We start from the raw sequence: 13322 nt of genomic DNA, 5'->3' as shown, positions 1-13322 counted from the left end.
CACGAATTGCCCCGGCGTCACGTTGCGGAGGAGCGTCCCCGCCGGTCGCCGCGCAGATTGGCGTAAAGCACATGGTTGCGCCAGCGCCCGTTGATCTGCAGATAGCTTTGCGCAACGCCCTCGTACTTGAAGCCCGAAACCTCCAGCACCCGGCGCGAGGCGGCGTTTTCCGGCAGGCAGGCGGCTTCGATCCGGCTCAGGTCCATCTGGGTGAAGGCGTGATGGGTGACGGCGCGGATCGCCTCGCGCATGTAGCCCTGTCCGGCGAATCTCTCGGCGATCCAATAGCCCAGCGTGCCGGCCTGCGCCGGGCCACGGCGGATGTTGTCCAGCGTCAGCGCGCCCAGAAGCGCGCCGCTGTCGCGGTCGGTCAGAAACAGCGGCAGGGCCGTGCCGTTCGAGATGCTGCGCTGCACCCAGTGGATACGGTTGGAAAAGCCGCGCTTGGTCAGGTGGTCGGCGGACCAGGTCGGCTCCCACGGTTTCAGGTAAGCGGCGCTTTGGCGGCGCAACTCGCACCATTCGACAAAATCGGCCATCGCCGGAGGCCGCAGTCGCATCCGTTCGGATTCGATCTGAACCTGACGCCGCGCCAGCCGGATCATGCGGCCAGCCGGGCCCTGAGATCATCCAGGCGCGGCGCATTGCCCACCGGGCCATAGAGCGCCTGCGCCACCGGGGCCTGCGACACCAGACGGTTGCCATAGTCGCGCAGCTTGTCGGCATTCACCCCGTCGATCAGGGCAATGGTTTCCTCAAGATCGGGCACCCGGTCCCAGATCGACACCAGCCGCGCCAGCCGTTCGGCGCGCGACGACGGGCTTTCCAACCCCATCAGCAAGCCCGCTTTCATCTGGGCGCGGGCGCGGTTGACCTCGTCGGGCCGCAGCCCGTCGGCGGCCTTGCGCAACTCGTCGATGGTCAGTTCGGCCAAAGCACCCACGTCGCCTTCGCTGGTGCCCGCATAGATCGTGGTCATGCCGGTGTCGGCATAGGCCGAGGCCTGCGCGAAGATCGAATAGCACAGCCCGCGCTTTTCGCGCACTTCCTGGAACAGGCGCGAGGACATGCCGCCGCCAAGCGCGGTGGCAAAGACCTGCGCGGTGTAGATCTCATCCTCGCGGTAGCTGGGGCCTTCCAGCGCCAGGGTGAAATGCACCTGCTCCAGCGCCTTTTCCTGCCGCTTTTCGCCATAGGCAAAGCGTGCCGGTTCCGGGGTGCTGGACAGAACCGGTGACAGATGGCCGAACAGACGCTCGGCCTCGCGCACGATGGCGTCGTGATCCACCGCCCCGGCCGCCGAAAGGATCATCTGCCCCGGCCCGTAGCGTTCACCCACGAAGCCGAACAGATCCTCGCGCGAGAAGCCTTCCACATGGGAGGTTTCGCCAAGGATGGTGCGGCCCAGCGGCTGGTCGGGATAGGCGGCTTCCTGAAGCCAGTCGAAAACGATGTCGTCGGGGGTGTCCAGTGCCTGCCCGATCTCCTGCAGGATGACGCCGCGCTCGACCTCGATCTCGGCGGGATCAAACACCGGGTTCAGCACGATGTCGGAAATCACGTCCAGCGCCAGCATCACGTCTTCTTCAAGGATGCGGGCGTAATAGGCGGTCATCTCGCGCGATGTATAGGCGTTGATATAGCCGCCCACATCCTCGATCGCCTCGGCGATTTGCAGCGGACTGCGGGTCTTGGTGCCCTTGAACGCCATGTGTTCGAGGAAATGCGCGATGCCATTCTGCTCGGGGCGCTCGTGGCGGCCGCCGGCGGCGATCCACAGCCCCAGCGAGGCTGATTTCAGCCCCGCCATCCGTTCGGTGACGATACGAAGCCCGTTGGGCAAACGATGGATCTGAACAGTCACGCGGAAATCTTCTCCTCAATCAATGCCTCAAGCGCGGCCAGATCATTGGTACAATCGGTCACGCGTTCCGGACGCTCATACAGGTCCGCCATGCGCTTGGGAAGTGCCGGGCTGACGCCGCAGGCGGCCTCGACCGCAGCGGGAAATTTCGCCGGATGCGCGGTGGCCAGGGTGATCATCGGCACCCCCGGCCGAACGGCCTCTTCGGCCACTTTCACACCCACCGCGCTGTGCGGACACAACACCTCTCCGGTATGCACAAAGCTGCGGGCGATGGTGGCGGTGGTTTCGTCTTCCGAGGCGCGACCGCTGTCGAAATGCTCCCTCAGGAACTCCAGCGCGCCCTGGCTGACGCGGAATTCGCCGCCCTGCCCCAGATCGGCCATCTGCTGGGCCACGGCCTCGCCGTCGCGGCCATAGGCATCGAACAGAACCCGTTCGAAATTTGACGACACCTGTATGTCCATCGACGGGCTGATCGAGGGCACCACGGCTTCCTTGGTATAAGCCCCGGTTTCCAGCGTGCGGTGCAGGATGTCGTTCTGGTTGGTGGCGATCACCAGCCGGTCGATGGGCAGGCCCATCTTCTGTGCCACGTAGCCTGCAAAGATATCGCCGAAATTGCCGGTGGGCACGGTGAAGCTGACCTTGCGATGCGGCGCGCCCAGCGAGGTCGCCGACGAGAAGTAATAGACAACCTGCGCCAGCACCCGCGCCCAGTTGATCGAGTTCACACCGGCCAGTTTCACCCGGTCGCGGAAGTCGAAATCGTTGAACATGTCCTTCACGCGGGCCTGGCAATCGTCGAAATCGCCCTCGACGGCGATGGCGTGGACATTGCTTTCCGACGGCGTGGTCATCTGGCGGCGCTGTACCTCGGACACGCGGCCCTGCGGGAACAGGATCACAACGTCGACCGCGTCCAGCCCCCGGAATGCTTCGATGGCGGCGGAACCGGTGTCGCCCGAGGTCGCGCCGATGATGGTCACCCGCTCTCCGCGGCGGCCAAGGGCCACCTCGAAAAGCTGGCCGATCATCTGCATGGCGAAGTCCTTGAAGGCCAACGTCGGGCCGTGGAACAGCTCCAGCAGGAAATGGTCGGGGCCAAGCTGCACCAGCGGCGCGCGGGCGTCATGGCCGAAGCCGTCATAGGCGCGGGCAATGATCTGGCGGAACTCGTCGTCGGTGAAGCTGTCGCCCAGGTAAGGTTTCATCACCCGGAAGGCGATTTCCTCATAGGGCTGGCCGGCCATCGCCGCGATCTCGTCTGCGGTGAAGGTCGGGATGGTTTCGGGCACATACAGACCGCCGTCGCGCGCCAGCCCGGTCAGCATGGCCTCTTCGAAGCTGAGGATCGGGGCCTTCCCCCGGGTTGAGACATACTGCATCGGTCAGTCCTTCTTGGTGCGGCGGCGCTGGCTGGTCACGAAAAACGCGGTCATGGCGATCCAGACGACGGCCAGCAGGAACCAGGTTATGGCGTATTGCAAGTGGTTGTTGGGGATGCCGGTGGCGGTCACCGGCAAGGGGGTCACGGCAACCGGATCTTCGTCGCTGGACCGACTGACCAGCAGCACCGGTTCGGTGTTCAGATGGGCGGCCATAGTCGCGATCTCGCGGGCAAACCACATGCCGCCGGCGATGTCCGGATCCGGGGTGAAGCCGTCAACTTCGTCGGGCCAGTGCAGGTTGCCGGTGATCGTGGCGCTCACGGACGGGCGCACCAGGTCGCGGTCGGTCAGGCGGATGAAGCCGCGATCCAGCAGGATACGGCGGCCCTCGGTCTCGAACGGGGCAATGACACGGAACCCCGGCCCCACCAGTTTCATCGAGGATTGCACAAGGATTTCATCCGGGCCGATCACGCCGGTGGCGGTCACCGGCAGATACTTGTCGCGGGTTTCCTCGGGCTGGGCGGGCAGCGCCACCGGTGCCGCTTCGATGCGCCCTTCGATCTCGGCCAGCACCGATTGCTTCCAGCCCAGCCGTTGCACCTGCCAGACGCCCAGCCCGACCAGCACGGCCGCGCCGGCCAAGCCGAAGATCAGGGGCAGGATCAGTCGTCGCATCGGGCAAACTCCGGAACCGGGAAACGGGACGGGGCGCGAACCCACCGGCCCGCGCCCCGCTTTAGGCGAATGTCACGAGGGGGTTCAACCGCCCCAGATATAGACTGCGGCGAACAGGAACAGCCAGACCACATCGACGAAGTGCCAGTACCAGGCGGCGGCTTCGAAACCGACGTGGTTCTCCGGGGTGAAATGGCCGCGATAGACGCGCATCAGGCAGACGAACAGGAAGATCGTGCCGATCAGAACGTGCATCCCGTGGAAGCCGGTCGCCATGAAGAAGTTGGCACCATAAATGTTGCCCGAGAAGCCAAAGGCCGCGTGGCTGTATTCGTAGATCTGGAACACGGTGAACAGCGCGCCCAGGACAATGGCCAGGATCAGGCCCGACTTCATGTCCTTGCGGTTGTTTTCATGCACCAGCGCGTGGTGCGCCCAGGTGGCGGCACAGCCCGAGCACAGCAGGATCAGCGTGTTGATCAGCGGCAGGTGCCAGGGGTCGAAGGTCTCGATCCCCGCCGGCGGCCAGACACCGTCGATCGCCGGGCTGTCGGGGCCCATCGGGTACAGCGCGTGCTTGAAGAAGCTCCAGAACCATGCGGCGAAGAACATCACTTCGGACATGATGAACAGGATAAAGCCGTAGCGCAGGCCGATGCGCACCACCGGAGTGTGATCGCCGACACCATTTTCGGTCACGGTGTCAGACCACCACCCGAACATCGTGTACAGCACGGTGACGAAGCCGATCAGGAACATCCAGGGGCCCATACCGTGCATCCACAGCACCGCGCCCATCAGCATAATGAAGGCACCGGCTGCGGCCACGAGCGGCCAGATCGAAGGTTGCAGAATGTGGTAGTCGTGGTTCTTTTCGTGGGCCATTTTGAACTCTGTCTTTCCGGTCCGGGTCTTCAATTGACGGTTGACGAGGCGGGGCCGTCAAGACGCGCCTGCACGTCCTCGGGCAAATCGGTTTCGTAGAAGGTATAGGAAAGCGTGATCGTGTGAACGTGTTTTGCGTCCCGATCCGTCACGATTTCAGGGTCGACGTAGAAGGTGACGGGCATCTGCACCCGTTCACCCGGCTCCAGCACCTGCATCTCAAAGCAGAAGCAGTCGATCTTGGTGAAGAAGCCGCCCGCCGAATAAGGCGCGACATTATACGAGGCCGTGCCTGCAACCGGGTGGTCGGTGGGATTGTAGGCCTCGTAGAACGCCAGACCGGTTTCGCCGATCTTCAGGGTCATCTCGCGGGCCACGGGTGTGAACTCCCACGGCATATCACGCTCTTTCGAGGCGTCGAATCGCACGGTGATGGTCCGATCCAGAACCGCGTCAGATCCGGAGTCCGCGACGCCGGTGGTGCCGCCAAAGCCGGTCACCCGGCAGAACCAGTCGTAAAACGGCACCGAGGCCCAGGCCAGGCTGCCCATCAGCACCACCACGCCCACGGTCAGGGCGACGGTCTTCTGCGGGCCTTGCAGGCTCATTTCTCGGACTCCGGCACAAGTTCGGGACGCGGCGCGTGATCGAACGCCTGCACGCCGCCGCCATTGCCGATCTTGGCAAGCGTCAGTCCGAAGACCACCGCGACGAACGCCAGCAGGGTCAGGCCAAGGCCCAGGTTGCGACCACGACGGCGGGTGTGCAGTTCATGTTCCCTGCCCAATGCCATCAGAACACCTCCCATCCGGCGCGCACCAGGCTGGCATCCACCAGCAGGGCGCCGAAATGCGCGAAAAGATAATAGAGCGACAGGCGGAAGAAGGATTTCTCGACCTTGTAGCTGTCGGCCTCGGCCTGTGCCTCGGTCCGCCGCGCGATGCCGATGGCGCCTTTGACGAAGGCGGCGTTCATCACCAGCGCTGTGGCCAGGTACACCGGCCCACCTATCGATGTCAGCGCCAGTCCCAGCGCCACCGGCACCAGCAGCACGGTATAGATCAGGATGTGGCGGCGCGTGGCCGGGCGGCCATGGGTGACCGTCAGCATCGGTACCCCGGCATCCTTGTAGTCGGACTTCATGAACAGCGCGAGCGCCCAGAAGTGCGGCGGCGTCCACATGAAGATCAGCGCGAACATCAGCACGCTTTCGACGGCAATGCCGCCGGTGGCTGCAGCCCAGCCGATCATCGGCGGGAAGGCCCCTGCCGCACCGCCGATGACGATGTTCTGCGGGGTCCAGCGTTTCAGCCACATGGTGTAGATGACCACGTAGAAGAAGATGGTGAAGGCCAGAAACAGACCGGCGAACGGGTTTGCGGCCAGCCCCAGCATCACCACCGAGATCCCCGACAGCGCCAGACCGACGGCCAGCGCCTCGTCCTCGCGCACCTTGCCCGAGGGGATCGGACGGCTGCGGGTCCGGCGCATCACGCGGTCGATGTCGGCATCCCACCACATGTTCAGCGCGCCCGAGGCGCCGCCGCCCAGGGCGATGAACAGGATCGCGGTAAAGGCCACCATCGGATGCATCTGCCCCGGCGCCACCACCAGCCCCACGAACGCCGTGAACACCACCAGGGTCATGACCCGGGGCTTCAACAGCGCCACATAGTCGCCAAAACCGGCTTCGCCGGTTTGGGGAGAGGAGAGAGAGGAAGTCGCGTCGGTCATTCAGGTCTCCGGTATCTGCCCGGACCGCTGCCCGGACAGATCGTTGAAGTCAGGTTTCGGCTCAGCGCGCGGCCACGTTGTAGGTCGCGGGCAGGCCTGCGAACTCTTCCTTCGCGCCTTCCAGCCAAGCGGCATAGGCCTCTTCGCTGACGGCTTTGACGGTGATCGGCATATAGGCATGATCCTTGCCGCAAAGCTCCGAACACTGGCCGAAATAGATGCCTTCCTTCTCGACCGAGAACCACAGTTCGGCCAGACGGCCCGGCACCGCGTCCTGCTTCACGCCGAAGGCTGGCATTGCCCATGCGTGGATCACGTCGGCACCGGTGACCTGCATGACGATGGTCTTGCCGACCGGAACCACAACGGCGGTGTCGGTGGCCAGCAGGTACTCATCCTCGGCATAGCCGTACTCGGCCAGATCTTCCTTGGCCAGCAGCAGCGAATCGAAGCTGAATCCGTCATCAACGTATTCATACCCCCAGTACCACTGATACCCGGTGGCCTTGATGGTGATGTCGGCTTCCGGAATTTCCTGCTGTTTGAACAGGATCGGCAGCGAGAAGGCGCCGATGAAGACCAGAATCAGGATCGGCACGATGGTCCAGGCCACTTCCAGCGGCGAATTGTGGGTAAACCCTGCAGGTGTCGGGTTGGTTTTGGAATTATAGCGCACCATCACGTAGATCAGCAGCGCGGTCACGAAGATCACGATGGCGGTGATGATGACCAGCAGGAACCCGTCCAGCCATTGCAGTTCGCGGGCCAATTCGGTCGCGGCGTCCTGAAAACCGATCCCCCCCGGCGCCGGTTTCCCGATCGTCGGCAAATCGCCCAGAACGTCCTGCGCCTGCGCGGCCGTGGCGCCAAACGCGGCGAAGGCACCAGAAATAAAGCCAAATTTTGGCAAAGAGTTAAGCATGTTCTCTTCCTGTTGATTTCGCACAGAGAGGCTGTTCATGATCGCCCGGCCCTCCCTGCCGCAATCACCCATTGCTGTGACGCATCCAAAAACCATATTTGCATACAGCGAACAAGTCTCGGGCAGTGCGTCATTTCCGACATCTTGATCGGGATCAAATACAGGAATGCTCAGATATGAAAACCGGAAATTTTGAACCCTTCGGAATGCTGCTGGATCAGGATACCGCCCTGCGGCACGTGCAGGCCGCCACACGCGGCGCCGATGACGGCGAGTTGTTTCTTGAACGCAGCCGGTCCGAAGTGCTGAGCTTCGATGACGGTCGGCTGCGCTCCGCAAGCTACGATGCCTCGGAAGGATTCGGCCTGCGCGCCGTGCAGGGCGAAACCGCCGCCTATGCCCATTCCACCGAAATCTCGGAAGCTGCCCTTGGCCGCGCCGTCGAAACCGCGCGGCTGGCCATCGGTGACGGCGGCGGCACGCTGGCCGACGGACCCGCACGCACCAACCGGCGGCTCTATACCGATGACGATCCGCTGACCGAGACCGGCTTTGCCGCCAAGCTGGCCACCCTGCGCGAGATCGACGCCTATGCCCGCGACGCCGATCCGCGCGTGGTGCAGGTGTCTGCCACCCTTGCCGCCAGCCTGCAGGAGGTGGTGATCCTGCGCCCCGACGGCGCGCTGTTGAGCGACACCCGCCCGATGACCCGGCTGAGCGTGTCGGTCATTCTGGAAGACAACGGCCGTCGCGAAACCGGCAGCCATGGCGCCGGGGGGCGCAGCGCGCTGGCGCTGCTGACCGATCCTTCCCATTGGCAGGGGGCCATCGACGAGGCGCTGCGCATTGCCCGCGTGAACCTGTCTGCCGAACCTGCGCCAGCAGGCATCATGGACGTGGTGCTGGGACCGGGCTGGCCGGGGATCCTGCTGCACGAGGCCATCGGTCACGGGCTGGAAGGCGATTTCAATCGCAAGAAAAGCTCGGCCTTCGCCGGGCTGATGGGCCAGCGCATCGCGGCCCCCGGCGTGACCGTGGTTGATGATGGCACCCTGCCCGATCGCCGCGGCTCGATCAGTTTCGACGACGAGGGCACGCCGTCGTCGCGCACCGTGCTGATCGAGGATGGCATCCTTGTGGGCCTGATGCAGGATCGTCAGAACGCCCGGTTGATGGGGGTGCCCCCCACCGGCAACGGACGCCGCGAAAGCTATGCCTGCCCGCCGATGCCGCGGATGACCAACACCATCATGGAGGCCGGCGACGTCGCCCCCGCCGACATTCTGGCCGGTCTGAAGGATGGCATCTATGCGGTGGGCTTCGGCGGCGGTCAGGTCGACATCACCAACGGCAAGTTCGTGTTTTCCTGCACCGAGGCCTATCGCGTCCAGAACGGCAAGATCGGCGCGCCGGTCAAGGGGGCCACACTGATCGGCGATGGCGCCACCGCGCTGCAACAGATCCGCGCCATCGGCAACGATCTGCAACTGGATCCCGGCATCGGGACCTGCGGCAAGGCCGGGCAATGGGTGCCTGTGGGCGTCGGCCAGCCCACCGTGCACATCGGCGGGTTGACCGTGGGCGGTTCGGCCGCCTGATCGCGCCACGGCGGGCCGGGTCGGGAATCCCTGACCCGGTTTTCGTCCATGATGGTCAATAAGTCGGTTTCGAGCCGATTTGTTCCGGCTTTCTTCACCCCACGTTAACTCTGCGGCTTCATGTATGAACCTACCCCTTGGGTGGAGCCGCGATGACGCAAGAGCTGTTTTCTTCCACAACCACACCCCTCACCCCACCAAAGTTGGAAGAAGACAGGTTGTCGTGGCTCCGCCTTTTTCGATCCCGGGGGGTCGGGGTGCACACCTTCTTTCGCCTGATGCAGGAGCATGGCTCTGCCGACCGCGTGCTGGACCGGCTGCCGGACCTTGCCGCCAAGGCCGGGGTGCGCAAGTACCAGCCGGCCTCGGACGCGCTGGTGCGGGCCGAATACCGCGACGGGGTCCGCATGGGCGCGCGCCTGATCTGCTTTGGCGACGCCGACTATCCGCAAGCCCTGTCCGTCATACCCGACCCGCCGCCGGTGATCTGGGTCAAGGGCCGCTGTGAGCTGTTTCATGACCCGATGGTCGCCATTGTCGGCGCCCGCAATGCCTCCTCGCTGGGGGAGCGGATGACGCGCAAACTGGCGCTGGACCTGGGCGCGCACGGGTTTGCCGTGGTCTCTGGTCTGGCGCGCGGCATCGACACTGCCGCCCATGAGGCCGCGCTGGACACCGGCACCATCGCCGTTCTGGGTGGCGGGCTGGACGTGGCCTATCCGCGCGAGAACCAGCGCCTGCAGGATCGTATCGCCAGGGCTGGGCTGCTGGTGTCGGAACAACCCATCGGCACCACGCCGCAATCGCGCCATTTTCCCCGCCGCAACCGGATCATCACCGGCCTGTCGCTGGGCACCATCGTGGTCGAAGCCGCCGCGCGGTCGGGCAGCCTGCTGAGCGCCCGCAATGCCGCCGACCAGGGGCGCGAGGTGATGGCGGTGCCGGGCCATCCGATGGACGGGCGCGCCTCGGGCTGCAACATGCTGCTGCGCGATGGCGCGACACTGGTGCGTTGTGCCGAAGATGTGATCGAAGCCCTCGAAGGCTGCGCGCCGGCGGCCAACACGCCGGTGGCGCCCCGGCCCGCGCAGGACGCCCTGCCGCTGCCCTGCCCGCCCGATCCGGAGCCGGCCCAGATCCCCCACGATGTGCAGTCGGCCTTGCTGAACCGCCTGGGTCCCGTGCCCACGGCCGAGGATCAACTGGTGCGTGATCTGAACCTCGCCCCCGGCGCGCTGGCCGGCGCTGTCCTGGACCTGGAAATTGCCGGCAAGATCCAGCGTCACGCCGGTGGCCTGATCTCGCGCTGCTGAGGGTCCGGCGGGCCAACTGTCCCATATCCGCCTCATTGACAACCCTGCACCCTAGCCCACATCTAGCGGTCATCCTTTGAGTCTGCCCCAGTTTGGAGCCCCCGCGTATGCCGGTCGTTGTCGTCGAGTCCCCTGCCAAAGCCAAGACAATCAACAAATATCTGGGCGATGACTTCACCGTTCTGGCCTCTTACGGCCATGTGCGCGACCTGCCGCCCAAGGATGGCTCGGTCGATACCGACAATGATTTCGAGATGATCTGGGAGATCGGAAGCGACTCGCGCAAGCACGTCAAGGCCATCGCCGACGCCCTGAAGGACGACGACACGCTGATCCTCGCGACCGACCCCGACCGCGAGGGCGAGGCCATCAGCTGGCACCTTCAGGAGGCCCTGACCAAGCGCAAGGCGATCAAGAAAACAACCGCCGTCAGCCGCGTGGTCTTCAACGCGATCACCAAATCGGCCGTCACCGAGGCAATGAAGAACCCGCGCGAAGTGGATGCGCCGCTGGTCGAGGCCTATCTGGCCCGCCGCGCGCTGGACTATCTGGTAGGCTTCAACCTGTCGCCGGTGCTGTGGCGCAAACTGCCCGGCGCGAAATCCGCCGGCCGCGTGCAATCGGTCTGCCTGCGCCTGATCGTCGAGCGCGAGATGGAGATCGAGGCCTTCAAGCCGCAGGAATACTGGTCGGTGCGCGCCATACTGGAAACCCCGCGCGGCCAGAGCTTGGAAGCACGCCTGACCATTCTGGGCGGCAAGAAGCTGGACAAGTTCGACCTTGCCACCGCCGAGGCCGCCGAACTGGCGGTCCACGCGGTGACCTCGCGCAGCCTTTCGGTGCAGTCGGTGGAGGCCAAACCGGCCAACCGCAACCCCTCGGCGCCCTTCATGACGTCGACCCTGCAACAGGAAGCCAGCCGCAAGTTCGGCTTCGGCGCGCGGCAAACCATGAGCCTTGCGCAGCGCCTGTATGAAGCCGGCTACATCACCTACATGCGGACCGACGGCATCGACATGGCCCCCGAGGCGGTGATGGCGGCGCGCGACGCGATCAAGGATCGCTACGGCGAGAACTACCTGCCCAAGTCGCCGCGCATGTACAAGAACAAGGCCAAGAACGCGCAAGAAGCGCACGAGTGTATCCGGCCCACCGACATGACCCGCGATGCGCGTGCGCTGCGCGTCACCGACACCGACCAGCGCCGCCTGTATGACCTGATCTGGAAACGCACCCTGGCCAGCCAGATGGCCGCCGCCCGGATGGAACGGACCACCGTGGACATCGGCAGCGACGATGGCCAGGTCATGCTGCGCGCCACCGGCCAGGTCGTTCTGTTCGACGGTTTCATCAAGGTCTACGAAGAAGGCCGCGATGACGTGGCCGACGACGACGACAAGCGCCTGCCGCAAGTGGCCCAGGGCGACGCCATGAAGCTGTCATCCGCTGCCCTGATCGCCGATTTCGACAAGGCCGCGGGCAACAGCGACGATGTGACCGAGGCCCCCGATGGCCCGCGCCGCGCCAAGAACGCGGTGCTGTCCGAAGACGGCGCGGTTCTGGGCCAGCAGCATTTCACCCAACCGCCGCCGCGCTATACCGAGGCGACGCTGGTCAAGCGCATGGAAGAACTGGGCATCGGGCGGCCCTCGACCTACGCCTCGATCGTCACCACCATTCAGGACCGCGGCTATGTCACCAAAGATCGCAACCGCCTGATCCCCGAGGACAAGGGCCGGTTGGTGACGGCCTTCCTGATGAACTATTTCCGCAAATACGTGGGCTATGACTTCACTGCCGACCTGGAATCGCAGCTTGATGACGTGTCGGCGGGCGAGCGCGCCTACAAGGAAGTGCTCAACCAGTTCTGGCGCGATTTTTCGGCCGCGATCTCGGAAACCGCCGAGTTGCGCATCACCGAAGTGCTGGAGAAGATCAACGAGGTGCTGGAGCCGCATCTCTTCCCGCCCAAGGAAGACGGCACAGATCCGCGCCTGTGCCCCAATTGCGGCGCCGGTCGCCTGTCGATGCGCACCGCGCGCTCGGGCGGGGCGTTCATCGGCTGCTCGAATTACCCCGAATGCCGCTACACCCGCCCCTTCGGCCCGCCGCTGGAAGGCGAGGAAGCCGAGCGCGCCATCCCGCCCGAGGGCAAGCTTCTGGGCACCGACGAAGGGGATGAAATCCGCGTTTTCAAGGGCCGCTTCGGGCCTTACGTCCAGCGCGGGCCGGTGACCGAGGACGTTCCCAAACCGCCGCGCCAGTCGGTGCCCAAGGGCTGGTCGCCCGAAGAGCTGACGCTGGACCAGGGGGTGAAGCTTTTGTCCCTGCCGCGCGAGATTGGCCCGCATCCCGAAGACGGGGTGACGATCTGGTCCAACATCGGGCGCTATGGCCCCTACCTGAAACATGCCGAAACCATCTCGCACAAGGGTGGCACCAACGCCAATCTTGATGATGTGGAGGAGGTCTTCACCATCGGCATGAACCGCGCGGTGGAGGTTCTGGCCTCGAAACCCAAGCGCGGCAAACCGGCGGCCACCAAGCCGCTGAAGGAACTGGGCGAACATCCCGACGGTGGCCCGGTGGCGGTGATGAAGGGGCGCTATGGACCTTATGTCAAATGGGGCAAGGTCAACGCCACGCTGCCCGAAAGCATCGAACCCGACGCCATCACCATGGATCAGGCGCTGGAACTGATCGCCGCCAAGGCCGCGAAATCCGGGGGCCGGAAGCGGGCAACCCCCAAGAAGAAAGCCGCTGCCAAGAAAAAACCGGCAGCGAAGAAGGCTCCAAAGAAGGCCGCAGCGGCCCCGAAGACCGACGAGGGGTGAGCGCGCCTGCAAGGCGCCCTTTGCCCCAAAGTGGCCCTGCCGGCAAAACCACCCGGCGGGTCGCGCCCCGGCCCAACCGCCATTGGGGGTGTTCCGGGCCGTT

General features: G+C 64.7%; 12 protein-coding genes. 3 read left to right on the top strand and 9 right to left on the bottom strand.

Features of this window, described 5'->3' with window-relative positions:
- Positions 1-17: 17 nt before the first annotated feature.
- From ACP15K_RS09395 to coxB, 9 genes are all read right to left on the bottom strand, one after another.
- Positions 18-605 carry a GNAT family N-acetyltransferase gene (locus ACP15K_RS09395; RefSeq protein WP_226925857.1) on the bottom strand — a complete coding sequence of 196 codons (588 nt, stop codon included), beginning with the start codon at positions 603-605 and terminating at the stop codon, positions 18-20.
- Positions 602-1864 carry a M16 family metallopeptidase gene (locus tag ACP15K_RS09390; protein WP_424990363.1) on the bottom strand — a complete coding sequence of 421 codons (1263 nt, stop codon included), beginning with the start codon at positions 1862-1864 and terminating at the stop codon, positions 602-604. Before ACP15K_RS09390 ends, ACP15K_RS09395 begins: the two co-directional genes overlap by 4 nt.
- Positions 1861-3252 carry a threonine synthase gene (thrC, locus tag ACP15K_RS09385; RefSeq protein ID WP_424990362.1) on the bottom strand — a complete coding sequence of 464 codons (1392 nt, stop codon included), beginning with the start codon at positions 3250-3252 and terminating at the stop codon, positions 1861-1863. The genes ACP15K_RS09390 and thrC overlap by 4 nt, the downstream gene beginning before the upstream one ends.
- Before the next feature lie 3 nt (positions 3253-3255).
- Positions 3256-3933 (bottom strand): SURF1 family protein, encoded by a 678-nt coding sequence (locus tag ACP15K_RS09380; RefSeq protein ID WP_193141806.1) that lies wholly within the window; start codon positions 3931-3933, stop codon positions 3256-3258.
- 84 nt (positions 3934-4017) lie between these two features.
- Positions 4018-4818, bottom strand: a complete 801-nt coding sequence (locus tag ACP15K_RS09375) for a cytochrome c oxidase subunit 3 (RefSeq protein ID WP_193141807.1) — start codon at positions 4816-4818, stop codon at positions 4018-4020.
- A gap of 29 nt (positions 4819-4847) precedes the next feature.
- Positions 4848-5426 carry a cytochrome c oxidase assembly protein gene (locus ACP15K_RS09370; RefSeq protein ID WP_193141808.1) on the bottom strand — a complete coding sequence of 193 codons (579 nt, stop codon included), beginning with the start codon at positions 5424-5426 and terminating at the stop codon, positions 4848-4850.
- Positions 5423-5611, bottom strand: a complete 189-nt coding sequence (locus tag ACP15K_RS09365) for a hypothetical protein (protein ID WP_193141809.1) — start codon at positions 5609-5611, stop codon at positions 5423-5425. Before ACP15K_RS09365 ends, ACP15K_RS09370 begins: the two co-directional genes overlap by 4 nt.
- A complete protein-coding gene (gene cyoE / locus ACP15K_RS09360; RefSeq protein WP_424990361.1) occupies positions 5611-6552 on the bottom strand; it encodes a heme o synthase in 942 nt (313 codons plus the stop codon). The genes ACP15K_RS09365 and cyoE overlap by 1 nt, the downstream gene beginning before the upstream one ends.
- A gap of 61 nt (positions 6553-6613) precedes the next feature.
- Positions 6614-7474, bottom strand: a complete 861-nt coding sequence (gene coxB / locus ACP15K_RS09355) for a cytochrome c oxidase subunit II (protein ID WP_193141811.1) — start codon at positions 7472-7474, stop codon at positions 6614-6616.
- A gap of 176 nt (positions 7475-7650) precedes the next feature.
- Between coxB and tldD the strand changes: the two genes are divergently transcribed.
- The 3 genes from tldD (at position 7651) to topA (ending at position 13219) form a co-directional block, all read left to right on the top strand.
- Complete coding sequence (tldD, locus tag ACP15K_RS09350; RefSeq protein ID WP_424990360.1) at positions 7651-9072, top strand: metalloprotease TldD; 1422 nt, start codon at positions 7651-7653, stop codon at positions 9070-9072.
- Between the two features lie 152 nt (positions 9073-9224).
- Positions 9225-10385, top strand: a complete 1161-nt coding sequence (gene dprA, locus ACP15K_RS09345) for a DNA-processing protein DprA (protein ID WP_193141813.1) — start codon at positions 9225-9227, stop codon at positions 10383-10385.
- A gap of 107 nt (positions 10386-10492) precedes the next feature.
- On the top strand, positions 10493-13219 hold the full coding sequence (gene topA, locus ACP15K_RS09340) for a type I DNA topoisomerase (RefSeq protein ID WP_193141814.1): 2727 nt from the start codon (positions 10493-10495) through the stop codon (positions 13217-13219).
- The last annotated feature ends 103 nt before the right edge of the window (positions 13220-13322 follow it).

It is taken from the genome of Fluviibacterium sp. S390, from assembly GCF_049800695.1.
Classification (GTDB): domain Bacteria; phylum Pseudomonadota; class Alphaproteobacteria; order Rhodobacterales; family Rhodobacteraceae; genus Meridianimarinicoccus.
This window is presented reverse-complemented; position numbering and strand designations above follow the sequence as displayed.

Bases quoted from the DNA above. Each gene is read 5' to 3' on its own strand.
- cyoE (WP_424990361.1), bottom strand. From the start codon at position 6,552: ATGACCGACGCGACTTCCTCTCTCTCCTCTCCCCAAACCGGCGAAGCC.
- topA (WP_193141814.1), top strand. From the start codon at position 10,493: ATGCCGGTCGTTGTCGTCGAGTCCCCTGCCAAAGCCAAGACAATCAAC.
- dprA (WP_193141813.1), top strand. From the start codon at position 9,225: ATGACGCAAGAGCTGTTTTCTTCCACAACCACACCCCTCACCCCACCA.
- ACP15K_RS09370 (WP_193141808.1), bottom strand. From the start codon at position 5,426: ATGAGCCTGCAAGGCCCGCAGAAGACCGTCGCCCTGACCGTGGGCGTG.
- ACP15K_RS09375 (WP_193141807.1), bottom strand. From the start codon at position 4,818: ATGGCCCACGAAAAGAACCACGACTACCACATTCTGCAACCTTCGATC.
- coxB (WP_193141811.1), bottom strand. From the start codon at position 7,474: ATGCTTAACTCTTTGCCAAAATTTGGCTTTATTTCTGGTGCCTTCGCC.
- thrC (WP_424990362.1), bottom strand. From the start codon at position 3,252: ATGCAGTATGTCTCAACCCGGGGGAAGGCCCCGATCCTCAGCTTCGAA.
- ACP15K_RS09365 (WP_193141809.1), bottom strand. From the start codon at position 5,611: ATGGCATTGGGCAGGGAACATGAACTGCACACCCGCCGTCGTGGTCGC.
- ACP15K_RS09395 (WP_226925857.1), bottom strand. From the start codon at position 605: ATGATCCGGCTGGCGCGGCGTCAGGTTCAGATCGAATCCGAACGGATG.
- ACP15K_RS09380 (WP_193141806.1), bottom strand. From the start codon at position 3,933: ATGCGACGACTGATCCTGCCCCTGATCTTCGGCTTGGCCGGCGCGGCC.
- tldD (WP_424990360.1), top strand. From the start codon at position 7,651: ATGAAAACCGGAAATTTTGAACCCTTCGGAATGCTGCTGGATCAGGAT.